At 36.6% G+C, this 25475-nt stretch carries 24 protein-coding genes; 3 read left to right on the top strand and 21 right to left on the bottom strand.

The genetic code is table 11. The features are described 5' to 3' along the window. Window positions 1-137: 137 nt before the first annotated feature. From rpoD to ccpN, 4 genes are all read right to left on the bottom strand, one after another. A complete protein-coding gene (gene rpoD, locus DF281_RS00940) occupies window positions 138-1292 on the bottom strand; it encodes an RNA polymerase sigma factor RpoD (protein ID WP_109348379.1) in 1155 nt (384 codons plus the stop codon). A gap of 29 nt (window positions 1293-1321) precedes the next feature. After that, on the bottom strand, window positions 1322-3148 hold the full coding sequence (gene dnaG / locus DF281_RS00935) for a DNA primase (RefSeq protein WP_109348378.1): 1827 nt from the start codon (window positions 3146-3148) through the stop codon (window positions 1322-1324). A 277-nt stretch (window positions 3149-3425) separates the two neighbouring features. Beyond that, entirely contained in the window at window positions 3426-4232 is an 807-nt protein-coding gene (locus DF281_RS00930) for a pyruvate, water dikinase regulatory protein (RefSeq protein ID WP_109348377.1), read from the bottom strand. A 12-nt stretch (window positions 4233-4244) separates the two neighbouring features. Beyond that, window positions 4245-4883, bottom strand: coding sequence for a transcriptional regulator CcpN (gene ccpN, locus DF281_RS00925; RefSeq protein ID WP_109348376.1), 639 nt, complete (start codon window positions 4881-4883; stop codon window positions 4245-4247). Window positions 4884-5208: 325 nt separating this feature from the next. Between ccpN and DF281_RS00920 the strand changes: the two genes are divergently transcribed. Continuing rightward, entirely contained in the window at window positions 5209-6594 is a 1386-nt protein-coding gene (locus DF281_RS00920; RefSeq protein ID WP_109348375.1) for a glycine--tRNA ligase, read from the top strand. 771 nt (window positions 6595-7365) lie between these two features. Continuing rightward, a complete protein-coding gene (locus DF281_RS00915; RefSeq protein WP_109348374.1) occupies window positions 7366-7761 on the top strand; it encodes a hypothetical protein in 396 nt (131 codons plus the stop codon). Window positions 7762-7808: 47 nt separating this feature from the next. Here DF281_RS00915 and DF281_RS00910 read toward each other — a convergent pair whose 3' ends face one another. From DF281_RS00910 to DF281_RS00855, 12 genes are all read right to left on the bottom strand, one after another. Continuing rightward, window positions 7809-9350 (bottom strand): Ig-like domain-containing protein, encoded by a 1542-nt coding sequence (locus tag DF281_RS00910; protein WP_166636043.1) that lies wholly within the window; start codon window positions 9348-9350, stop codon window positions 7809-7811. A 95-nt stretch (window positions 9351-9445) separates the two neighbouring features. Next, entirely contained in the window at window positions 9446-10225 is a 780-nt protein-coding gene (recO, locus tag DF281_RS00905) for a DNA repair protein RecO (RefSeq protein WP_109348372.1), read from the bottom strand. Window positions 10226-10242: 17 nt separating this feature from the next. Continuing rightward, window positions 10243-11151 carry a GTPase Era gene (gene era / locus DF281_RS00900; RefSeq protein WP_109348371.1) on the bottom strand — a complete coding sequence of 303 codons (909 nt, stop codon included), beginning with the start codon at window positions 11149-11151 and terminating at the stop codon, window positions 10243-10245. Next, window positions 11138-11545, bottom strand: coding sequence for a cytidine deaminase (locus DF281_RS00895; RefSeq protein WP_109348370.1), 408 nt, complete (start codon window positions 11543-11545; stop codon window positions 11138-11140). The genes era and DF281_RS00895 overlap by 14 nt, the downstream gene beginning before the upstream one ends. Before the next feature lie 23 nt (window positions 11546-11568). Continuing rightward, on the bottom strand, window positions 11569-11919 hold the full coding sequence (locus DF281_RS00890) for a diacylglycerol kinase family protein (RefSeq protein ID WP_109348369.1): 351 nt from the start codon (window positions 11917-11919) through the stop codon (window positions 11569-11571). Beyond that, a complete protein-coding gene (ybeY, locus tag DF281_RS00885; protein WP_166636042.1) occupies window positions 11906-12394 on the bottom strand; it encodes an rRNA maturation RNase YbeY in 489 nt (162 codons plus the stop codon). The genes DF281_RS00890 and ybeY overlap by 14 nt, the downstream gene beginning before the upstream one ends. An 11-nt stretch (window positions 12395-12405) precedes the next feature. Then, window positions 12406-14541 (bottom strand): HD family phosphohydrolase, encoded by a 2136-nt coding sequence (locus tag DF281_RS00880; RefSeq protein WP_232025874.1) that lies wholly within the window; start codon window positions 14539-14541, stop codon window positions 12406-12408. A gap of 86 nt (window positions 14542-14627) precedes the next feature. Beyond that, window positions 14628-15590 carry a PhoH family protein gene (locus DF281_RS00875; RefSeq protein WP_109348368.1) on the bottom strand — a complete coding sequence of 321 codons (963 nt, stop codon included), beginning with the start codon at window positions 15588-15590 and terminating at the stop codon, window positions 14628-14630. Window positions 15591-15947: 357 nt separating this feature from the next. After that, complete coding sequence (locus tag DF281_RS00870) at window positions 15948-16448, bottom strand: hypothetical protein (protein WP_109348367.1); 501 nt, start codon at window positions 16446-16448, stop codon at window positions 15948-15950. A gap of 21 nt (window positions 16449-16469) precedes the next feature. Further along, window positions 16470-17474, bottom strand: a complete 1005-nt coding sequence (gene floA / locus DF281_RS00865; protein WP_109348366.1) for a flotillin-like protein FloA — start codon at window positions 17472-17474, stop codon at window positions 16470-16472. 15 nt (window positions 17475-17489) lie between these two features. Beyond that, window positions 17490-18140 carry an NfeD family protein gene (locus DF281_RS00860; RefSeq protein ID WP_109348365.1) on the bottom strand — a complete coding sequence of 217 codons (651 nt, stop codon included), beginning with the start codon at window positions 18138-18140 and terminating at the stop codon, window positions 17490-17492. A gap of 75 nt (window positions 18141-18215) precedes the next feature. Next, window positions 18216-20207 carry an ABC1 kinase family protein gene (locus tag DF281_RS00855; protein ID WP_109348364.1) on the bottom strand — a complete coding sequence of 664 codons (1992 nt, stop codon included), beginning with the start codon at window positions 20205-20207 and terminating at the stop codon, window positions 18216-18218. A gap of 186 nt (window positions 20208-20393) precedes the next feature. On the opposite strand from DF281_RS00855, the gene DF281_RS00850 reads away from it, so the two are divergent. After that, on the top strand, window positions 20394-20615 hold the full coding sequence (locus DF281_RS00850) for a hypothetical protein (protein WP_109348363.1): 222 nt from the start codon (window positions 20394-20396) through the stop codon (window positions 20613-20615). 358 nt (window positions 20616-20973) lie between these two features. Here the strand turns inward: DF281_RS00850 and rpsU are convergent, their stop codons facing one another. The 5 genes from rpsU to DF281_RS00825 form a co-directional block, all read right to left on the bottom strand. Next, the gene (gene rpsU, locus DF281_RS00845) at window positions 20974-21147 is read right to left on the bottom strand and encodes a 30S ribosomal protein S21 (protein WP_016426884.1); all 174 of its coding nucleotides are present in this window, start codon (window positions 21145-21147) and stop codon (window positions 20974-20976) included. Window positions 21148-21260: 113 nt separating this feature from the next. Further along, window positions 21261-21929 carry a deoxyribose-phosphate aldolase gene (gene deoC / locus DF281_RS00840; RefSeq protein WP_109348362.1) on the bottom strand — a complete coding sequence of 223 codons (669 nt, stop codon included), beginning with the start codon at window positions 21927-21929 and terminating at the stop codon, window positions 21261-21263. 115 nt (window positions 21930-22044) lie between these two features. Beyond that, window positions 22045-22914 (bottom strand): N-acetylmuramoyl-L-alanine amidase family protein, encoded by an 870-nt coding sequence (locus DF281_RS00835; RefSeq protein WP_109348361.1) that lies wholly within the window; start codon window positions 22912-22914, stop codon window positions 22045-22047. Window positions 22915-23032: 118 nt separating this feature from the next. Beyond that, entirely contained in the window at window positions 23033-23830 is a 798-nt protein-coding gene (locus DF281_RS00830) for an SDR family NAD(P)-dependent oxidoreductase (protein WP_109348360.1), read from the bottom strand. A gap of 74 nt (window positions 23831-23904) precedes the next feature. Continuing rightward, the gene (locus DF281_RS00825; RefSeq protein ID WP_109348359.1) at window positions 23905-25317 is read right to left on the bottom strand and encodes an alanine/glycine:cation symporter family protein; all 1413 of its coding nucleotides are present in this window, start codon (window positions 25315-25317) and stop codon (window positions 23905-23907) included. Between the last annotated feature and the right edge of the window lie 158 nt (window positions 25318-25475).

Genomic DNA, 25475 nt, shown 5'->3' with positions numbered 1-25475 from the left:
CTGATGAGAGATCGGTGCTTTTTCTTCACCAACGTTATTTATTGTAGAACCAAATAAAGCACCTCTAAATGATAGTCTCTTCTATCATTTGAGGTGCTTTTCATTAAGTCATATTTTCCTAAAAATATAAACTGACTTTATTCTAAGAAATCTTTCAGACGTTTACTACGTGATGGGTGGCGTAATTTACGTAATGCTTTTGCTTCAATTTGACGGATACGTTCACGCGTTACACCGAATACTTTACCTACTTCTTCGAGTGTGCGAGTACGGCCATCATCTAAACCGAAACGAAGACGTAGTACATTTTCTTCACGGTCAGTTAATGTGTCTAAAACATCTTCTAGTTGTTCTTTTAATAACTCATATGCTGCGTGATCTGAAGGTGATTGCGCTTCAGAATCTTCAATGAAATCGCCTAAGTGAGAATCGTCTTCTTCACCAATTGGTGTTTCAAGAGATACTGGTTCTTGTGCAATTTTTAAGATTTCACGCACTTTTTCTGGCGTAAGATCCATTTCTTCACCGATTTCTTCAGGTGATGGTTCGCGTCCTAAATCTTGCAGTAATGAACGTTGTACACGGATTAATTTATTGATTGTTTCGACCATATGCACTGGAATACGAATTGTACGTGCTTGGTCAGCAATCGCACGGGTAATCGCTTGACGAATCCACCATGTTGCATAAGTTGAGAATTTGAAACCTTTGCGGTAATCGAATTTTTCAACGGCTTTAATTAGACCCATATTACCTTCTTGAATTAAATCAAGGAATAACATACCACGACCAACGTAGCGTTTCGCAATACTTACTACTAGACGTAAGTTGGCTTCAGCTAGACGTTTACGAGCAGCGTCATCTCCTTGCTCAATTCTTTCAGCAAGACTAATTTCTTGCTCAGCAGTTAATAAATCTACACGACCAATTTCTTTTAAATACATACGAACTGGATCGTTGATTTTAACGCCTGGAGGGACACTTAAATCGTTTAAATCAAAAGTTTCAGCAGAATTGTCGCCGGCTTTTAATAATCTTTCTAAGTTTTCTTCGTCGCCTTCTTTACCGCCTAATTCGATACCATTTGATTCTAACTTATCAATGAATTCCTCTACTTGATCGGCTTCCATTTCATAAGCACTTAATTTATCGGCTAGTTCTTTATAAGTTAATTCGCCCGCTTTTTTACCAGCTTCAAGAAGACTTTTTTTCATGTCCTCTAAAGAATGTTCATGTTCTACTTTCGTTGGTTTTGCGACTGCTTTCTTTGTACGTTTAGCTTTTTCTGCCATAGGTGTCTTCCTCCTCCTAGCACTCTTTTTTAAAGTAATGCTAGTGATTTTTTTAAATCAATAACTTCCTGAGAAAGTGCAATTGCACTTTGTAAATCACGCAGCTGTTCAGCTTGTTGGACTGCGTGTTTCTTGTCTGCTATTTGTTGTTGGATTTTATACTTTTTAACTTGTTTCAGACAATCGGCAATTTCCTCATCAGTATGATCCGGATCTCGATCAGCCATTGCAGCTTCCATGACAATCTTACGTAATTCACGATCTTCAACAACTTCAGCAAAGCGCTGATAGTCTGGTTTATCATGTGTTTCATAAAAGCCCATCAAATGGACAAAGATTGCTATATAGTCTTCTCGAACAAAAGGAGCTTCTAAATTCATTGACTCAACGACATCATAACTATGAAGCATATGAGACAATAACAGTCTTTCAGCACGATCAATCGCTGTATAAGACTTTTTCGGCGTCGCTTGTTGTAGTTGCTTTGGCTCATTAAAGTGTTTTTGTGGAGTCGCATTTGCGCGATCACTACTTTGAGTCTCTTTAAGACGTAACTGACCTTGTAAAGTTTCCAACGAAACTTGCGTATCTTCTGAAATTTGCTTTAAGTAAAGCTCTTTTTCAATTGGGGAAATGCCTGTTGTTAAATAAGATAAAGCTTCATCCGCATATTGCTGGACATCATTCGGATATTGAAAGTTTTTGTTACGCTTCGCATACATCATCATATAACTTACAAATGACATTGGCTCCGCTATAATTTTTTCGCGGAAATTCTCCGCTCCATTACTGCGTATATAATCATCCGGGTCTAACCCTGCCGGAAGTACAGCAACCTCAACGGTTAAATTTTCTGCAGTTAACATATCTGCAGCTCTTTTTGCTGCCTCCCAGCCGGCATTATCGCCATCGTAACAAACAATAATTTGATTCGTTATTCTTCGGATTTTTTGGATATGCTGTGGCGTTAATGAAGTTCCCATTGTTGCTACTCCATTATGAACACCCGCATTTTTAGCTGCTAAAACATCCATAAATCCTTCAAAAATAATGAGTTTTCGTTCTTTTCGAACAATTGGTCTGGCTTGGTCTAAATTGTAAAGGACTTGGCTCTTATGAAATATAGGTGATTCTGGGCTGTTCATATATTTTGCATTTTCGCCCTCTTGATTAATGACACGACCTGAAAATGCGATAATCTTCCCGACATCATCTCGAATGGGAAACATTACACGACTTCTAAATCGATCAAAATATCCAGAACCATCTTCTCGTTTAATGATGAGACCACATTGTTCCATTTCATCAAGGGTAAAACCTTTATGTTGTAACAAAGTAGTTAAAGCATCCCAATTTGGAAGACTCCAACCAATCCCATATGTCTCAATCATGTCACGCGTGAAACCACGGCCTTCAAGATAGTTAAGACCTTCTTCACCTTGCTCAGTATTTAATAGTAGATTTTGGAAATATTCAGCTGCTAAAATATGTGCTTCCTTCATTCGTTCCTCTTCAGGGGAAACCGGTGTAGTTTGACGCTCATGCTGACCTGTGTTTGACACTTCAACTTGAACTCCGACTTGATCTCCAAGCTTACTAACCGCTTCTTGGAATGAAAGATTTTCGATATCCATCATGAATGTAATGGCATTACCACCAGCACCACATCCGAAACAGTGGAAAATCTGTTTATCACTATTTACTGAAAATGAAGGTGTCTGCTCTCCATGAAATGGACATAAGCCGAAATAATTTCGACCTCTTTTAGTCAATTGCATATATCCACTAATGACATCTACAATATCTGATTGTGAGCGTACTTGTTCGATTAATTCTTCTGGTATTCTTTGAGCCATTTTATCACCATCTTTGCTTGGCTATATGTTCTATTCAATACAAGTTCGCAATATCCTTCTAATTTGAGAGATTTTCTTTTAAAATATCTCATTGGCTCTGAAAGATACTGTCTTTGTTTTTACCACGATTCTTCATTATAAAACATCTAAACTTTTTTATCTACTACTATTTACGTAAATAAGAGGACAAAGTTCCATTAAATTTTCAATCAAATAAACAATCGCGTATAAGCAATTAAAATAAGGAGCAGTCTTAGAAGACCACTCCTTACGTACCTTATTTTTGCAATCGATGCATAATATCGTTCGCTGTTTCTTCAACTGCCTTATTCGTTACATCTATAACAGGGCAGCCAATCCGATCAATCACTCGTTTGAAGTGAGCAATTTCTTCATCTATACGTTCGAATTTCGCATAACTCGCGCCGTCATTTAGGCCAAGTGCAATCAGTCTTTCCTTGCGAATACCGTTTAATTTCTCTGGTGAAATAACCAAGCCAAAACATTTCTCTGGAGGAACTAAAAATAATTCTTCTGGAGGTTCGACTTCGGGTACTAAAGGAACATTCGCCACTTTAAAGCGTTTATGCGCTAAAAATTGAGAAAGTGGTGTTTTCGACGTTCTTGATACACCTACTAAAACGATATCGGCTTTTAATAGCCCTCTCGGATCACGGCCATCATCATATTTTACTGCGAATTCAATCGCTTCAATCTTTTTAAAGTAATCATCATCTAATTTTCGAACTAAGCCAGGTTCTTCAATCGGTTCAATTTGTAATGAATCCGCTAAAATATCCATTAGTGGACCAATTAAATCAATATGAGCAACATTTGCTTTTACACATTGTTCCTTCATTGTGTTACGCATATTCTCTTGTACGAGCGTATACACGATTAATGCCTCTTGAGAAGCAGCTAATTGCACAATTTCAACAAGTTGTTCCGCACTTTCGACATGAGGAAAACGTTGGAATGCAACACTTTGAAGGCCTGGTCGGAATTGACTAACTGCGGCTTTCGCAACTAATTCGCCCGTTTCTCCAACTGAATCTGATACGACATATACTAAAATTTTTTCCATTGGTGCATCACCTCACAAATCGTGGTTTTCCGCTAACGATAAAAACGCGCGTGTAATGTTTGTTTTCGTCATTCTACCGACGACTTCATACCCATCTGGATGTTCTACAACAACGGGTAATGCATCGATTTGTCTCTCTATTAACTTATTCGCCGCTTGAATTAAACCATCTGATTTAAAACAAAAAGCAATATTCGGCATTCTTGTCATAATAATATGTACAGGAATGTGGTTTAAATCTTGACTACCTATGCTCGTTCTCAGTAAATCTTTTCTTGATAAGACCCCAGTTAAATAAGCATTTTTATCTACAACAAATAAAGTGCCAACATCCTCTAAAAACATCTGACAGATGGCATCATAAACTGACATATCTTCTGCTACAACAATAGGTATTGATTGGAAATCTTTGACCTTCATGTTCGTCATACTTTCAACAACTGCTTGCCCTGTTTTCTTACCAGAGTAAAAATATCCAACTCGTGGTCTCGCGTCTAAAAACCCTGCCATCGTTAAGATTGCTAGGTCGGGTCTAAGTGTGGCACGTGTTAAAAAAAGGCGTTCTGCAATTTGCTCGCCGGTAATCGGACCGTTATTTTTAACGATTTCCAATATTTCTTCCTGACGTTTGTTGAGTTCGATATCACTCACCGCCTCAAAAGTGTTATACTAAATCACTAATTATTATATACTATATTTCTAAAGATTGCTAAGAAAAGTGTTGCATGTTACAATATCTTCAAACAATATAGGCAATGAACGGATTATAAGTATGTTATCCTCAACAGCGAGTAGGAACTGGTGAAAGCCTACGCGATAACGGAAAAGGCATCCTGGAGCCATAGCATGTTAAAGAGGACTATGAAAATAGTCAATCGGGGTGGAACCGCGGGTATAATACACTCGTCCCCGGGCAGAAATTTTGCCCGGAGACGGGTGTTTTTTGCATTATATTATTAAATAGGAGGTCATTTATATGACAAAATCAATGGAAAGCATCGTAAGTTTAGCAAAACACAGAGGATTCGTATTCCCTGGTTCTGATATTTACGGCGGCTTAGCAAACACTTGGGATTATGGTCCACTAGGTGTAGAACTTAAAAACAACGTTAAAAAAGCATGGTGGGATAAATTCGTTCAAGAATCACAATATAATGTTGGTCTTGATGCAGCAATCCTTATGAACCCTAAAACTTGGATCGCTTCAGGTCACGTTGGTAACTTCAACGACCCAATGATCGACTGTAAATCATGTAAATCTCGCCACCGTGCAGATAAACTTATCGAAGATGCTTCATTAGCTAAAACAGGTAACGAAATTATCGTTGACGGTATGAGCTTTGACCAAATGAAAGAAAAAATGGCTGAATTCGAAGTAGCATGTCCAAACTGTGGTTCAACTGACTTCACTGACATCCGTCAATTCAACCTGATGTTCAAAACTTTCCAAGGTGTTACAGAAGATTCAACAAATGAAATCTTCCTACGCCCTGAAACAGCACAAGGTATTTTCGTAAACTTCAAAAACGTTCAACGTTCTATGCGTAAACGTACACCATTCGGTATTGCTCAAATCGGTAAATCATTCCGTAATGAGATCACACCAGGTAACTTCACTTTCCGTACTCGTGAATTCGAACAAATGGAACTTGAATTCTTCTGTAAGCCAGGTACTGAATTAGAATGGCATGCATATTGGAAAGAATTCTGTAAAAACTGGTTATTAAACCTATCAATGAAAGAAGGATCTATGCGTCTACGTGACCACGAAGATGACGAACTTTCTCACTACTCTAATGCAACAACTGATATCGAATTCCAATTCCCATTCGGCTGGGGCGAACTTTGGGGCGTAGCTTCTCGTACAGATTTCGACCTTAAAAAACATATGGAACATTCAAGCGAAGACTTCACTTACATCGATCCTGTAACGAACGAACGCTATGTGCCATACTGTATCGAACCATCACTAGGTGCTGACCGTGTGACATTAGCATTCTTATGTGACGCATACGAAGAAGAAGAATTAGAAGGCGGCGACACACGTACAGTATTACGCTTCCACCCTGCACTAGCACCATTTAAAGCAGCTGTATTACCACTTTCTAAAAAACTAGCTGAAGGCGCAAATGAAGTATGGGCTGACCTACGCAAAGCATTCCCAGTTGATTATGACGAATCACAATCAATCGGTAAACGCTACCGCCGACAAGACGAAATCGGAACACCATTCTGTATCACATACGACTTCGACTCAGCTGAAGACGGCATGGTAACAGTACGCCACCGCGACACAATGGAACAAGAACGTATGCCAATCGCAGACGTAAAAGCATACATTGAAAAATCAATGGAGTTCTAATTAAAAGGGAAAAACACCGTTCACCTCAGAAGTACTTGGAAGGTTTTCAATTGAAAGCACGCTCTTCGCTTTCAATTGAAAATCTGAAAGGACCTACTGAGGTGGTGTTTTGACCTGGATATCACTAAAAGGAAAAAAGGCCGCTCACGCTTAGAGTACCTGCAAGGCTTGAATTGAAAGTTGCTCTTTAACTTTCAACCGAAAGACTGAAGGGACCTCATAAGCGTAGCCTTTTGACCTGGATATAAAGAAAAGTTGAAAGCTCCGTTCACACTCAATGAACTTCCCATCAAACCACCCTCTTTCATTAAAAAGGGTGGTTTTTTGGTTCTATTATAAATGTTGGGGTCTTAAAACAATTCACATTATTACTTTCAATATCGATCTATGTGAAAAAAAGCACTGCTCGCTAATTCCTTTATAAATAATAAGCTAAAAAATGGTTAACTGTGCTACATCAATATTCTAGGATTAAGAGATATATTAACCACCAAAAATTGAAGAAATTGAAGGTAAGTATGCCCTTTATATTGAGATGCCTAAGGTTCCTCATACTTGTCCATCTTGCCCTTCCATTACTTCGGTGGTCGAATACAATAAATTAGCCTTTTGAAAGATGATTTTCGCTTATACCAAATCAATTCCCCATTCATTCCACATTAAATATCTTACTTTTTTTCGAATTATTTTACATACACTTCTCCCTATCGTTCCCCAGCAAACTAGACTATAATAGTTATATAAACATGTATAGTTAAAGGAAGTGAAATCTTGAAAGCAAAACTTCATAGAATCTTTTCATACGGTACACTTTCTATTAAATTTGATGCTGACCTTACAGATGGCCAAGCACTTGACGATTTATTCATCGTCAATAATGGTCAATTCGATATCCCATTAAAAGTAGTAAGTGCCAATGTCTCACCTATTCAACCTGATATTTTGAATATTGAATTCTCAAAAATGTTTTCTTATGTTGCCGAACATAAATTTACACCTAAGCAATTACACAATATGAATGAACAAATATTAAACTCGCAAAATATTACATTTGATTATGATCAATTACCATACGTTCAGAATCCATTAATGAATATTCTATTTTGGGAAACATCTATGTATCATGAAATGAATGATTTAGATGGCAAAGAATTTTTATATGAATAAAACAAGAGGAAGAATGCAGCGATTGGTTGCATTCTTCCTCTTCTAATTTATTTAACGGTTACATGAATTTTTTTCTTAATTTTATTTGCAGATTGAACCCAAATTATCGCTTTACCTTTTGAAATTCCTTTTATAGAACCTGCTTTAGAAACTGTCGCGATTTTCTTGTTGGCAGAGCTATATTTAAGTTTTTTATTTACCGCAGTAGTTGGTAATACTTTAGTTTTTAATTTAACAGTTTTCCCTTTTTTAATAGAAATCTTCTTAGGGGCAATAATTTCTCGAACTAATTTTGGATTATTAATTACTTTAACTACTGTTTTTATTGAAGGATAGTCAACCAACTCTACTTCATACAACCCCACTTTATTGATTTCATACAAATTCGAGTAAATTTTATTTACATTACTTTTATTTTTCCCTGTAAATACATAATCATTATAGCTCGGCTCCCAATAAAAAAATTCCATTGAATAATCATATTTCCTTTTGCTTTTAATTGAAAACTCCTGATTTTTATAAACAGTTAACCCCTTCTCAAGCTCTAATTCTGGCAACTTCGTTTGAAGATCAAATAGATTTACAACATATTCAACAAATGTATCTTGCCCATTTTTCTTCAAACCTTCCACTCTAATTTTCCATTGATCTCCACTATGATAATCAACTTTATCGGTGTTTGGTCTCCAAACTATAGCTTCCAAACTCCCCATTTCATCACCACTAACACTATAATGCTGACCTTTAGTTAATTTTTTAGAATCAATTACAATTTTCTGCCCTGTTGAAATGTTTGTCATATGAATGATCGGTTCATCGATTTCAAATGCTTCACCTAAAGATAATGAAAACGGTAATCTACTTTGTACAAATTGAATAGGGATTTGTTCCGGTGGCCAAGCAATTTTTATTTCCGGATCAATCTTCTTTTGCTTATTTTCATTTATTTGAGCTGCACTCCATTCAAATACATTCGGCAAATCCCTATTGATCCTTTTAATATTATCAAAGACATACGTTGCAGTGTAACCATTTACGATTCCTACACCTATATTTTTCAAAGAAGGATCGAGCAACCATTTTCTATGTCCTACTGCATCAATATTACTATCATCATCATCGAACATATATCCATAAATAAGCGATTCAGAAATATTCATATATCCACTACCAAGGTTACTACTTCTCGCTCCATGTTCCCCTTTTTGGAATCTCAAATCATCTTCTTTCATGCCAGCAGGTAATGATAAGTAATGTGAAAACTGCTTTCCTCGATTCATTATGTATGCTGCTGATTGTGCAAGTTCAGAATAGTTTTCGTCTTCATTTACAGAATTTATACCACTAAGAAGACGAATTAAATTCATCATGTTCATAGCATCTTTACTCGAAGATTTCCCTACGTTTTCGAAAGTTGGTTTCACATCATATGGTTGTTTTTTCGAAATCGCAAATGATTTATTTTGAACATAATCTATAATTTCTTCTTGAGTCGGCACTGGACGATCTAATCCTTCTGCACTTACTTTTTCAGGAACTGTAAATATAAATAAACAAAACGACATGAGTAAAGTAATAATTATTTTCATAATAAACCCTCTTTTATAGTATTTTATAACTATGATATCATTTTCAAGGCCAAAAAAATAGGCATTCACAAAATACATGAATACCTACTGATTACTTACTCTTCTTTTTCTTCCGCTTTGTCACCAAATAACAACGGTGTTCGCTCCAATTGTGTAATGAAATTTTTCGACTTAAAACGCATACCAGATTGCTCTTCATAAATCGTACTAACAATATTCTTAATAAAACGTTTCGTCTCTTTTTTCAATGTCAAATTCCCAATTTGATCAATTGGCGTTGTATAAAACATACGAATTAGTTTTAACTGGGTAGGTGTCAATCTAATTATGTATGGATCTTGATAAAAACATCTGTGGCATAAAAAACCACCTTGTGAAAATGAAAAAGCAAATTCACCTTCAACAGCACTACAACAAGCACAATGCGATAAAGTTGGCTGTACACCAGTGAACGGCAACATTTTCCACTCAACAAAAAGTGAAATGGCCTCTGGATCATAACCGTCCTCAATCGCTTGTAGTGCCTGTCTAAGCAAATGGAAAACACCTGGCTCTGGTTTGTCATTTTCAACTAATCGATCCACGATTTCAATAACATAACTTGCATAAGCAGTCGCAATGATATCTTGTTGAATATGTCTCATAGATGAAATGGCCTCACCTTGCTGTAAAGTCCCCATTCCCTTGCCTTTAGCAACTAGAAAGTTACCATGAGTAAATAGTTGCGTAACACCTGCAAGGCGACTAGAAGGCTTTTTAGCGCCTCTAGCCATCGTTGCAATCTTGCCCGCTTCCTCCGTCATGAGAATGACCACTTTATTCGTTTCGCCATACGCTCTATTTTTTAAGACAATGCCTTCTAATTTACTTAGCAATGCCTCTCACTTCCCTCTTAGTATTCGTCGTCACGGTAACCGTAATCTTTCAATTGTGAAGCACGGTCACGCCAATCTTTTTGAACTTTAACCCAAAGTTCTAAATATACTTTTGAACCTAAAAGATTTTCGATATCTTTACGCGCACGAATACCAATGTCTTTTAACATTGATCCACGTTTACCGATGATGATCCCTTTTTGTGAATCACGTTCAACGATAATACTCGCTGTTACACGAACTTTATCATTTTCATCGCGTGCAATTTTCTCAATTTCAACTGCGATTGAGTGAGGTACTTCATCACGAGTTAAGTGTAAAACTTTTTCACGGATCATTTCAGAAATAATGAATCGTTCTGGGTGATCAGTTACTTGGTCAGCAGGATAGTATTGAGGTCCTTCTGGTAAATATTTTTTGATTGTTGTTAATAGCGTATCGATATTATTTCCTTCTAAAGCTGAAATCGGAACAACTTCTGCGAAATCAAATTCGTTACGGTATTCTTCAATTTTCTTCATTAATTCATCTGGGTGAATCATGTCGATTTTATTGATTACTAAAAATACTGGTGTGTTCGTACCTTTTAGCATCTCCATCACGTACTCATCGCCAGGTCCTAGCTTTTGTTGCGCATTGATCATGAACATAATTACTTCTACTTCACGAAGTGCATTTTTCGATACTTTTAACATGAATTCGCCTAATTTATGCTTAGGTTTGTGAATTCCTGGTGTGTCGATGAAAATAATTTGTGATTGATCTTCCGTTAATACACCTTGTACTTTATTACGAGTTGTTTGTGGCTTATCACTCATAATTGCGATTTTCTGTCCAATTACATGGTTTAAGAAAGTTGATTTACCTACATTTGGTCGTCCTACAATAGAAACGAAACCTGATTTAAATTGATTATTTTGTTGCATTCAATACATCCTCCGGGGTAAAGGCTCCTGGTAACAATTCTGCTACCGTCGTTTTTTGAACATCGCCTTTTAAATTTGTTAAATAAACCGGCATATCCGGTGCGCAAAACTCTGAAATAACTTGTCGACAAGCTCCACATGGTGCTACAGGTCCTTCTGTATCTGCAACAACTGCTAAAGCTTCAAAACTACGAATACCTTTCGAAACTGCTTTGAAAATCGCTGTACGTTCAGCACAGTTTGTCAAGCTGTATCCTGAGTTTTCAATATTACAACCATGGAACACTTCTCCGTCCGTTGACAGTAAAGCTGCGCCAACTGGGAATTTTGAATAAGGAACGTATGCATTTTCGCGTCCTTTTTTAGATTCCTCTAATAATTGTTTATGATCCATGTTGATCTCTCCATTCCAATAAATTAAAACCATTTAGGCAAAAAGATAATACAGCCAATAATCACGCTTGCAATTGCAGCGATTAACACTGCGCCTGCTGCTAAATCCTTCGCTAACTTTGCTAATGGGTGAATTTCAGTCGTTACTAAATCTACTACTCTCTCGATTGCCGAATTCATCATTTCTAATGATAAAACAAGTGTCATGATCAAAATAACTACAAGCCATTCTACCATACTAATGCCCGTCCATACAGCTGCAATAATTACAATTACGACAGCTAGTAGGTGAAATTTGAAATTCTGCTCCTTCATAGCGGAAAGAATTCCTTCAAGTGCGTACTTGAAGGATCGAATAAATTTAGTGACGTTCATTCGAATCTCTTGATAAACCAAATGATTCTAAAATCTCATCTTGTTTACCAAACATTACTTTCTCATCTTCTTCATTCATATGGTCATAACCAAGAACATGAAGGAAGCCATGAATTGCTAGGAAGCCTAATTCACGTTCAAATGAATGGCCAAACTCCTCCGCTTGTTCTCTTGTACGGTCAATCGAAATGATGACATCGCCTAAAATTCTAGGCATACCTTCTGCTATGATTGCTGTTTCGCCTTCACCTAGCTCCTCTAATGCAAAAGAAATTACATCAGTTGGCGCATCTTTTTGACGGTATTCTTTATTAATTTCATGAATGGCTTCATTTGTCACAAAAGTAATTGATAGCTCTGTACCTTCTTCAATTTTTTCTACTTTTGCAGCATGTTGAAGTAATTTCTCCACTAATTCAATATCGCTGTCTTTTACTTTGTCTGTTTCGTCTAAAAAATCAATGTCTAAAATCATATGAAAGCCTCCTAAGCTTTTTCTTCCTTTGGATATTCAATTCTCGAGTGGAATGTGCCGTTCAATGTATCGCAGAAAATTTTCTCAATCGTCTTCAATTCTTTAATCGACAGGTCACATTCGTCAAATTGTCCATCCATTAATTTATCTTGTGCAATGGCATGAACGAGATTTCTAATCTTCTCGGCTGTTGGCTCTTTCATAGAACGAACTGCTGCCTCAACACTATCTGCTACACAAATTATAGCATTTTCCTTCGTTTGAGGTTTTGGTCCAGAATATCTAAAGTTCGCTTCATTGACATCTGGATCTAATTCCTTCGCTTTGAAATAGAAGAATTTCACTAAAGTAGTTCCATGATGCTGTGCAGCTACGTCAATAATTTCTCTCGGCATTTTATACTGTTCTAGAATCTTCACACCATCTTCCACATGGGCAATAATTATATCGCTAGAAGACGTCGGTGGCAACTGATCATGTGGATTAAAGCCGTTCATTTGGTTCTCAACAAAGAATCCAGGTCGCTTCGTCTTACCAACATCATGATAATAACAACCCACTCTCGCTAATAAACCATTCGCTCCAACTGCTTCACATGCTGCTTCTGCTAAATTCGCCACCATAATACTATGATGATAAGTACCAGGCGCTTCCATTAATATTTTTTTCAGTAATGGGTGATTCGGATTCGATAATTCGATTAATCGGAAGCTTGAAATAATGCCAAATGCCGATTCAATAAATGGTAATAAACCAATCGTCAATGCACCTGATACAACAGCTGAAACAATCGCTGCTATTAAATAGAATAATAATTCATTCCACGTATAATTCGATTGCGTTAATAATAAGTAGAAAGCGATGAATAAAATATTGATTCCTGCTACTTGGAAACTCGTTTGTAAAATTTTCGAGCGATTTTCAATTCTTCTCGTGAAAATTAAACAACTAACACCACTAATAATCATATATAGCGCTACTTCCATCTGCATGACAGTCGAATAACCTTCTTGGAATATAATTCCTGCTGATAGCCCCAGCATAACCGTCGCTAGAATCGCCAAACGCTCACTAACTAATATCCGTAGTAATAGAGGTACAATCGCTGCTGGGAATAAGAATCCTATGATGACATCAAATTCTCCATCAATTAAATTTAATAACTCCATTAATACGAGCGCAAGTATATAAACTAATACAGTAATAAAAAGATCTCTCGTTTTCGAGAAATTAGATTTTTCTTTATTTGATGTGAAAATCGCATAGAAAAAGATCATTTGTAATAAAATGAGAATCGCTAAACCGATCATTGGTTTATTCGATACTTTATCGCTTAATAAACCAGTCATTTCTAGCTGTCTATATATTTCACGATCAATTACTTGCCCTTCTTGGACGATTATTTGACCTTGTAAAATACGCGTAGGATCAATATTAGCACTCGCTAACTCCATTCTTTCCTTCGTTGCTTTAATATCTTTTGTCTCATTCACAACGAGGGCAGAACGTGCGATTCGAATACCAATACCCTTTACTGATTCTGGAAATACTGAACTATATCGAATCGATCTTTCGATACTTGCCTTCGCTTCAACTAAGCGATCATCGCGAATCGGTACTGACATTTGATCAGTAATCGCTTTCGTAATCTCATCCTGCATCATTTTTAATTCAGCTGTATCTTGATTTAATAGAATGCGCAGATCCGCTTTATTCACATCTATCCTTGGAACATCCACTGCTAAACTATCTAAATCTTTTACGATCGCATCAATTTCTTTATTCATTGCTTTATTCTTTTCTTTTTTCTTCACATCTGAAAGATTTTGCTTACTTTCAAATAGATCATCAAAGAATGTGTTAACAGTTGAAACCTGATTTTTCCCTTTCTCTTCAGAATAAGAATAGACTGGCTCCACTTCATTCGCGGCCGCTTCTCTTTCTTTCTTCGTTTTCTCAATATCTTCTATTGTTTTTACCGAACGAATTGTTTCTGGGGACACTTGGAATAATTTCAAGTCATAATGCTGTCCTTGAACATCTTTCGCCATTAACATATATTGCAAAACGCCAGTAATTAATAAAACAATTGTTAGAAGAAGGGGAAAGCGTAGGATCTTATTTAATTTTGTAATCAAGGTCGACACTTTACTCACCTCTCTTTATGTAATAATTGAACATAGTAAAAATTCGAGAACCTTTTTGAAAGTTCTCGAATTTAATTCACAAACCATTAATCTTGTTGTTCAGAGTCGTAGGCAGTAATTATTTTCGCAACTAACGGATGGCGTACAATGTCGCCCGCTTCGAGTATTTGAATGGATACGTCTTTCACACCTCTTAAAATATATTCTGCATGTGTGAGACCAGAGCCGACACCTTTCGGTAAATCGATTTGCGTCTTATCACCTGTAATGATCATTTTCGAGCCAAAACCTAAGCGCGTTAAGAACATTTTCATTTGCGCTTTCGTCGTATTTTGAGCTTCATCTAAAATCACGAATGCATCATCCAGTGTACGACCTCTCATATACGCTAGTGGAGCGATTTCAATCGTTCCTCGCTCAATCATACGCGTCGTCTGTTCAAGCCCTAATACATCATGCAGGGCGTCATACAGAGGTCTTAAGTAAGGATCTACCTTCTCTTTTAAATCACCCGGTAGGAATCCTAGACTCTCACCCGCTTCTACTGCTGGTCGAGTTAGGACAATACGCTTAACTGCATTATTTTTCAAAGCAGTAACAGCCATTACAACTGCTAGATATGTTTTACCCGTACCAGCTGGACCAATTCCGAAAACTAAGTCCTTATTTTTAATTGCTTTAATGTAATTACGCTGACCAATTGTTTTTGCTCGAATAATTTTGCCTTTTGTATTGCGCGCAATCACTTCATCATATAACTCTGAAAAATATTCAATCGTACCTGCTTTCGACATCTCGATTGCAGAAACTACATCTCTTTGATTAATATTAATATCTTTTCGGATTACTTTCAATAACTGTTCAATCAGCGCAGCCGCTTCAGCCTTTTGATCTTCACTACCGACAATGACGATAGCATCTCCTCTAGTAATGATTTGAATATCGAAAGTTTCTTCAATCAATTTCAAATTACTATCTGAAACTCCTAGAAGTAATACCGCTTCATTCGGATCTTTTAAAGTTAACTGAATAGGTTGTTGTTCTGTCATTTTTTATCTCCTTAGTAGTGCAAGTTTTTTCTCTCTCATTACTACTCACTAATCATAAAAGCAAGGGATATCCTTACCATTTCTAGCTTATCACTCCATACACAACATGAAAAGCTAAAACCTCCCTTTACACTCTATATACCCCTAATTAATGCCAATTAATACTCCCTAAATTGTTAAACTTTTATATTTCGACTCTACATCATTCAATTCGCTAATAGCCAAATTCATTTATGAATGCATTGTAAAAAGCAGATGAAAAGCGTGAAGCATTCGGTATTTCTGAAAGTCAAAAGTGGCCTATGTATTTTTCAAAAAAATAAAAAACTCGCAGGAGGAAAAATCCTCCTACGAGTGTTATTTACGCTTCGAAACAGGTGGAGAAAGGATTTCAGACATAATGATCGCTTGTGCAATTCCTTTTTGAGTGTTCGGAACAATGGCACTTCTCGCTGATTTCTGCGGATGAAGTTTTTGATCCCTCTTCTCTTGAAGTTGCTTAGATCTCTCTAAGATGGAACTGTTAGCACGCCCGGCACTTTGTCCTTGTGTCGATTCAGTACCTTGTTTATTTGCGTAATACTCTTGAATTTTCGTTTGAGATTTCATTTTCACTTCTTTAATCTTACGCTGATTCGTAGGTTCTTCGAATTTCTTCTCAATCTCACTCGTAATTTTTTTCGCAAAATCTTCTAGAGTACGCGGTTTACTTTGCTCTACTCTACGATTTTGAGGAGTATTATTGCTCATTGGTGGCATTTGTTTACGCTTTTGCTGCGTTTCCTCATCGCCACCTTTAGCTTTGTTCAACACAAAACTAATAACTGAGATGACAATAAAAATGATTAAGCCTTCCATTTGTCAATCTCCTCTCAATGATTATTCGTCACCTTTTGAATGCGAATCATCCATTTTACTAATTGAATTACGCATGCTAGTATCCGCTTGAACGTTTTGGTAGTTCATGTAATCCATAACACCAAGGTTACCTGATTTGAATGCTTCAGCAAGAGCTAGAGGAACTTCTGCCTCTGCTTCTACAACTTTCGCTTTCATCTCTTGTACACGGGCAACCATTTCTTGTTCGTTGGCAACAGCCATTGCACGACGTTCTTCGGCTTTTGCTTGAGCGATATTTTTATCTGCTTCAGCTTGTTCCATTTGTAATTCCGCACCAATGTTTTTGCCGACATCTACGTCCGCGATATCAATTGATAGAATTTCGAATGCTGTACCTGAATCAAGTCCTTTTGCAAGAACTGTTTGAGAAATCATATCTGGGTTTTCAAGAACTTCTGTATGTCCTTTAGCACTACCGATTGTAGATACAATACCTTCACCAACACGGGCGATGATTGTTTCTTCACCAGCACCACCTACTAGACGGTCGATGTTTGCACGAACTGTAATACGTGCTTTTGCTTTTACTTCAATCCCGTTCATTGCCACACCTGCGATAAATGGTGTTTCAATTACTTTAGGGTTTACTGACATTTGAACTGCTTCTAAAACGTCACGACCTGCTAAATCGATCGCTGCACAACGCTCAAAAGTTAATTCGATATTGGCACGGTGAGCTGCGATTAACGCGTTTACTACGCGGTCAACGTTACCCCCTGCTAAATAGTGACTCTCAAGTTGGTTAATTGTTACATCAATCCCCGCTTTATGCGCTTTAATTAATGGGTTTACGATACGAGATGGTGTAACACGTCTTAAACGCATACCTATCAACGTTAAAATACTTACTTTTACGCCAGCTGCTAACGCTGAAATCCATAGTGCTACTGGAACAAACGTGAATAAAATTGCTAATAAAATTATTGCAATTACGATCGCGATGATTGCTGAAATCATGCCACCAGTTAAAGCTACTGCTTCCATTATAAATGCCCCCTACTATTCTTTTTTCTCACGTACTACTACTCGTGAGCCTTCTACCTTGATGATGACTACTAGACAATCAACATCAATAAAGCTACCTTCTGAAACTACATCTAAACGCTCGCCATCTAACATGACTACACCAGATGGACGTAAAGGCGTGACGGTCTTCGCTTCTCTCTGTAATAATTCGGTGCGATTAACGTTAGACACATAGCCTTTTTCTGTATCTGTAGAATCCGTTAGGACCATTCGATTGAACACAGACATTTTCTTTCCAAAAAGCTTCATCAAAATCACCATCCCTAAAATCGCTACAACTAATGCAATTGCCAACGCATAAGCTGTAAGCATAAAATCAGCTCCTGTATAAAGGATACTTGCCGAAATGGACGCAAATCCAATCGTGCCAATAATCAATCCAGGTATGATTAATTCTAAAAAGATAAATAGAACGCCAATCAAAAATAAAAAAATTAAACCTGGTGAAGAGTATCCTTCAATTGAATGAGCCGCAAAAAATAAAACTAATAGTATAGAACCTAGTATACCACCAATTCCAAGGCCTTTTGTAAAAAGGGAAGTAATAAATAATAAACTAATAATTGGAAGTAACACTAATACTACAATAGGATTTGTGACAAAATCAACTACGTTGTCTAACATTAAAATCACCACCCAGATTTCTACTCAGTCACTATGATAACGCTTAATTTACGTACGACATTGAAAATGGTTTCATTATTTCGCAATTTTTTTATATTCTCTGATTACTTGAATCGAAAGTCGCACTAAAATAATCAAACTTAGGAATAAACCAATATAGGCCGCTGTGTTTAAATAGGCAATATAACTGCTGCGAATATATTGAGCAGTAGCCAATATACCGATCGACAAACCGCCAAATGTAATCGCCACTAGTAACAACATAAACTGCGATAACCATTTTGTAAGGAAAGCCTTATTCGTATCATTAGAAGTGAAATCCATCTTAATTTTCATTTCGCCTTTTTCAAAGTTTCGTGTAATTTGATCCAATCTTTGAGGTAAAGCTCGAATTACTGGTAATGCTAGTAGAATTTCTTCTTCAGCTATTTTCTTCAGCGATTTTGCTTGTTCAATTGGATTTGTAATTACTTTCTTACTCGCCGTAAACTCACTCGCTTGTTTAAATGCATCAAAATCTCTTGAAACACTTTGAATTGTACCTTCAAGTGTGATGAGCGCTCTAAGTGCCACACCAACCATCGGGAATAAACGCATATGATGTTTTTGAATTAAATCAAACAGCGATTGTACGACCTCACTTGTCGAAATATGTTCTAAATACGAGATTTGAGCGAGTAATTGACTCACTGATTGTTCAAAGGATAATTCTAATAAATGCGAATCATCTTCTATTAAATAGCGTAATGATTCGACAACTATTTTCGCATCATTTCGGTGATAACCTAGGAAAAGTAATGTTAATCCTTGTTGCTCGGATTTGCCGATTCGCCCAACAGAACCAAAATCCAGCATAGCAACTTGTCCAGTTTCTTTTAAAATATGAATATTCCCCGGATGCGGATCTCCATGGAAAATCCCGGTCGTCATGACTTGAATTAAGAAACTACTAAATAATTCCGCCAAAGCATCTTCTTTTGACTTATTAAATCGCTCTAACACTTCTTCGGCTTCTGTAATTTTCACACCATCGAAATATTCCATAACGATAATTGTTTCGTCACTAACATTTGAAAAAACCTTTGGAATTTGAATATCACTTTTTTCTTTTTTGAGCAAATTACTAATTTGTTCCATATTGCGCATTTCTAGTTCGAAATTAATTTCTTCTAACATATTATTCGCAAAGTTTTGAGCAAGTTCTAAAAAGCCTAAATTCTCTGCCCAAACTGATTCTTCCGTTAACCATGCAGCAAAATTGATGAGTAAATCTAAATCTTTGTTTAATAATTCGCCAATCTCAGGACGTAAAATTTTCACCACAACTTTTTGATGTGGTTCAAAAAGCGTTGCGCGATGGACTTGTCCAATTGAACCAGAAGCAATCGGTGTTAAATCAAATTCCGAAAACTTACTACGCCAATTTTCACCGTACGATTTAATCAATTTTTCTTCGATTATTTCTTTCGGGATTGGTTTAATATTTTCTTGTAAAACAGATAGCTCATTCGTGAATGACTCTGGTAAAATATCTGTTCGAGTCGATAGCATTTGTCCAAATTTAATAAAAATACCATCACATTCTTCAAGCATTAATCGAAATGACCGCGCATTGCTTCGATCGTTTTCAGCTGAACGCCAAAATCCAAATGCCCGTCCAACACCATGTTTAAAAGCAATTCTAAATACGGATGCTAATCGTCTTTGTAATTTCCAACGAATCAATAATCGCATAAAGAAATTCTGTTTCGATGCATTTCTCTGATTTGAAATACTAATCGGTTCAAATAACTCTAAAACTAAATGGAAAAACATCGTGATTAGTAATATACTTGCTGCCCAAATAAAGATACTGACAAAAATCGATTCATTTTCCACTGGTGTGTAAAATGTCTTATTATGCTGAATATAAGTGAACCAATAAACGACGGACGTAGTGATGACACTCAATCCTACAGCGATTAGCCTTTTAAAAATACTCAGCCTTGTACCAATCAATCTTCCAGTTACAAAAAACATAATAATTCCTACTAAACTAAATTGAATAAACCATAATAATAATTGCATGACTTTCACCTCAATCTAAAGCGTATATTTAGCATATTGTAACCACCTAAAATATACAAATATTTAGGGAGTATAATTATTTCAAATATTACATTTTTAAATTTCAATGAAGTTTGTTTGGCAAATGAGATTCAAAAGAGGTAAAATAACTTTATTAATTATTAAAGTAAAAAGGTGGCGTTATTCTTGAAATTTAATTGGATTTTTGTCATCGGTGTCGGTATTTGGATTACCACGATCGCGGCAATTTTCGAAGTTACACGTTTGCCTGCTTTTAGAAGTTTCATCAACAAGACATTCACACAGCCTAATCCGATCACATCTTCCGTTGCAGTTATTGTAATGGGCATTATCATTTGGTACATTTTAAAAGGTATCGAGCTAGGTAAAAAACAAACGATGGATTAGTTTTATTTCTCCCTTTTGAGGGAGATTTTTTTTTGCGAGAGTATTAAGATTTTAACTTTTAGAAAAAACAAATGCCCACACTAGTGCTTCGGCTGAAGTCCTCCTTATTTCTTTCGATGAGTATGTATGTGAATCAGAGTTTCAAAAAAACCTATTGTCAGCGGTTTGTTTGGGCCTGATGATCGTAATAGAAATACTAAATAGTTTTGATTTTGGAAAAGCATCAATCGATTTAGGATATATATTTTCTGAAAAACCTAAAAAAGCCTGAAAATCAAGTGATTTTCAGGCTTCCGTTCATTTGCAATTTAAATAAATCATGATAGTGCGTGTTTAGAACGTAGGGAATGTCTAGGAACTAGAACTTACGTTTTCTTGCAGCTTCTGATTTCTTTTTGCGTTTTACGCTAGGTTTTTCATAGAATTCGCGTTTTCTTACCTCTTGAATTGTACCGCTTTTAGATACAGTACGTTTGAAGCGGCGAAGAGCATCTTCAAGCGATTCGTTTTTTCTCACGACAGTTTTTGACATCTCTTTTTCCCTCCCTCCGACACACGTCCAAGCACAACAAATATGACTAACATATCGTTGTCTACTTTGAAATTATACCCTATAAACGTATTGCGGTCAAGGGTTCTAATACATTAATATTCTGAATCTGAAGTTAATCCATTCATGATCTTAACACCTGAGCTTGCGCCGATGCGATTTGCTCCTGCTGCAACCATTGCTTCAAGATCTTCAAGACTACGTACGCCACCTGATGCTTTCACGCCTAAGCCTGCTCCAACAACGCGTCTCATAAGGGCTACGTCCGCTACAGTTGCGCCACCAGTTGAGAAACCAGTAGATGTTTTTACGAAATCTAATTTCGCTTCAACTGCTAATTCACATGCTTTTTCTTTTTCTGAATCTGTTAATAAACATGTTTCTAAAATAACTTTTACAAGTGTTTGACCTGCTGCTTCACGTACAGCTTTCATATCATTTAACACAACATCGAATTGGCCAGCTTTCATTGCTCCGATATTCATAACCATATCGATTTCTGTTGCGCCTTTTTCGATTGCGTCTTTTGTTTCGAAAGCTTTTGTAGCACTTGTTGATGCGCCAAGCGGGAAACCAATTACTGTACAAACTTTTGATTCAGCACCTTGTAATTCTTTTGCTGCAAGTTCTACGAATGCAGGATTTACACATACTGAAGCAAAATTATATTTCTTTGCTTCCGCGCAGATTTGCTCAACTTGGTCTGCTGTAGCCTCTGGTTTTAATAAAGTGTGATCGATTAATGATGCAATATTTGTAGTCATAGTTTATCTCCTTTTTTAGTTGTACGTACCTCTCTATTAGAATAGCATGTCTGACAGGAAATTCATAGTTATTCCCTATGAAAAAAGTTCCTACAACGACTGTAGGAACTAAAAATTATTTTTTAATATAATTTTCTATACCAGATGAGATATTTTCAACTAATTTATTTTGATATTTAGAGGTAGCTAATCTGCGATCGTCTTTTGGATTATTCAAATAGCCCAGTTCAATTAAAACTGTTGGCATCTTACTCCAATTAAGCGCTGGTAAATTGGCACTTGTCACAATACCTTTTTTATATACATCCTGTTTGGAATCTTTCGCAGTGTTGATGACGGTATTAGCAAGTTCCCGACTCTCTTTATGAATCTTCTTCGTGTATTTATTATCCTCGCTTGGTACGACGATATACATGCCATTAGCTTGTGCGTTCGAACGGCCATCTGCATGGAGTTGGATATAGAGATCTGCTTTATTTTTATGAGCAAAATCTGCTCGTTGTTTCGTAGACATCGCTATGACATTTTCTGTGCGTGTCAATTTAACTTTGTATCCTTTTTGAATAAGTTGTTTTTTCAACTTATTCGCAACATCTAAAGTAAGTTGATGCTCTGCTTGACCTGTTACAATGCCATATGTACTGCCTTGCATCATAGGTTTCCATTCATCTGAACCTTTCCCTACTTTTTCTAAGCGGAAATCAGCGTATCGTTGGTGACCAGGGTCAATGACGATTACTTTAGGTTTTGAAACTTCTGGTTTAGAAGGCTTCTCCACTTTTTCTGGTTTAGGCTCTTTTTTAACGGGTTCTTCCTGCTTTGGCTTTTCAACTGGAGTGGTCGGTCGGTCTTCTTGTTGCTGTGCTTGATTGCTAGTAGTTGTCAATCGGTCTAGTGAACCTGATATTTCTTGACCATGCATTACTACAATCACAATCGGAATAATCAAAGCAATAATAATGATCGATCTAATCAATTTTCTCAATCAATCACATCCTCTATGAAGTTTGTATTCTCTCTAGTATAAGCCTTTTCAACAAATTTTGCACCTACACAAAAACACCCCTTGTAATGAAACAAGGAGTGTCGATCGTTCTTAGAAATTATTTACCTGCTAATGCATTTAAGTCAGCAATCGTTGGGTTAGCCATATAATGACCGCCTTCAATTTGTAATGTTTGACCCGTCATGAATTTAGATTCATCTGATGCAAGGTAAACTACTGCGTAACCGATATCTTCTGCTTCACCATTGTATGGTAGTGCATTGTATTTTGTGAAGATATCAAGCATTGCTTGAGGTAAGTTGTTTTTAGCTGCAGGAGTCATGATTAATCCTGGAGCGATTGCGTTACAACGGATATGATCTTTACCATATTGAGTTGCGATGTATTTAGTTAAATGAGCAACGCCTGCTTTAGAAGCACCGTATGCTGAACGGATTGAATCCGATGCAAATGCTGCCATTGAAGCAGTGTTAATGATTGAACCGCCACCAACTTTTTGCATGTGCGGAATAGCGAAACGAGCGCCTAAAAGAACTGATTTTAAGTTTACGTCCATTACTTTATCCCATTCGTCTAAATCGATGTTAACGACATCTAAATCTTTACGTACGTTTGTGATTCCTACGTTATTATATAGAACGTTGATTTGGCCATAAGTTGCAACTGTGAATTCAACAGCCTCTTTAATTGATTCTTCTTCACCAGCATTTAAGAATACTGCAGTAGCTTCAAAACCTTGTGCTTTGATATCTGCTGCAACTTTCTCAGCACCTTCAAGATTGAAATCTGCTACTACTACTTTTGCACCCTCTTGTGCTAATAATTGTGCTGAAGCTAAACCAATACCTGATGCTCCACCTGTTACTAATGCTACTTTATTTTCTACGCGACCCATATAAAAAACCTCCTAAGAATTATGATTCAAACGTATTTTAACACTAAATGTTTTAGTGGTAAAGTAATATCGATTTATTTGTCATCTTCCCAACATTCAATATTTTTCAAATCAGGCATATCTTTTGATTTGAAGACTGGATCTTTTCCTTTTTTACGTTGATCTGTATAGTTTTTGAGTAATCTAAAGGCGATTTTATATAGCATGAGTATTGCGATTAAGTTGATAAACGCCATAATTGCCATAAATAAATCTGCTAAGTTCCATACAAGTGCAACTTTCGCAACTGCACCGAATACTAAGAATAGAACTACTGCAATACGATACACAAAAATCATTGTTTTAGATTCTTTAATGAATTCTAAGTTCGTCTCACCATAATAGTAATTTCCGATAACAGAACTAAATGCGAACATGAAGATCGCAATCGTTAAGAAAATACCTACCCAATCACCTAGTTGATTCACTAAAGATTGTTGCGTAATATCGATACGCGAATCTTCACCAGCACCAGGTAGTTTGTACACATCGCTCATTAGAACAATAACTGCTGTTGCTGTACATACTAAAATCGTATCTACATAAACACCTAAAGTTTGAATTAAACCTTGTTTTACTGGATGCGTAACGTTTGCTGTTGCTGCTGCGTTTGGTGCTGAACCAAGACCTGCTTCGTTTGAGAAAAGTCCTCGCTTAAATCCTTGCATAATTGCTACACCAATTACACCACCAGCTCCAGATTTCCATGAGAAAGCGTCAGTTACAATCAGTTTCAACATAGCTGGAACTTCAGAAATATTCAAAATGATGACGATTAACGCGACCACCATATAAGCTACTGCCATAATTGGTACTACAAATTGAGTGACACTTACAATACGTTGTACGCCACCAAAAATAATGCATGCCGTTAAAATTGCTACAAAAATACCAACCCAAAATTTGTCGAAGCCAAAGCTAGACTGCATAGATGCTGCGATTGTATTTGTTTGTACTGCATTGAAAACAAATCCGTAACAAAACGTAATGGCGATGGCGAAAATAACACCCATCCAACGTTTATTTAACCCTTTTTCCATATAGTAAGCTGGGCCACCACGGAAGTTATTTCCGTCTTTTATTTTGTAAAGTTGTGCTAAAGTACTCTCTACAAATGAAGATGCTGCAACGATAAATGCCATTACCCACATCCAAAATACTGCACCAGGACCACCTAATGCGATCGCTGTTGCCACCCCTGCAATATTCCCTGTACCGATACGAGATGCTGCAGAAATCGTAAATGCTTGGAAAGAAGAAACCCCTTTTTTCCCACCTTTGATTGTTGCTTTATCTGTTAATACGCGGAACATTTCAGGAAATAGTCTGAATTGAACACCCTTTGATTTAAAGGTAAAGAACAACCCAGTAAATAATAGTAAGACGATTAATACATATGAATATAAATAGTCGTTCATAGTATTAACTAAATTACTTAAAGTTTCCATCAATCTAATCTCCTCCTAACTGTTCTCCATACTCTTTTACCCTCATTATACCAACTTATGTAATTTTCACAAAAAATTGAATATGCATTGTTGCGTATGGATATTGCAGCCCTCATTATACCACTAAAATAAAAATGGAAAAAGTTCGCAATGACATA

Source organism: Kurthia zopfii (genome assembly GCF_003143955.1).
Classification (GTDB): Bacteria; Bacillota; Bacilli; order Bacillales_A; family Planococcaceae; genus Kurthia; species Kurthia zopfii.
Note: the sequence above shows the minus strand (reverse complement) of the source record. Positions and strands in the feature narration are given on the sequence as shown.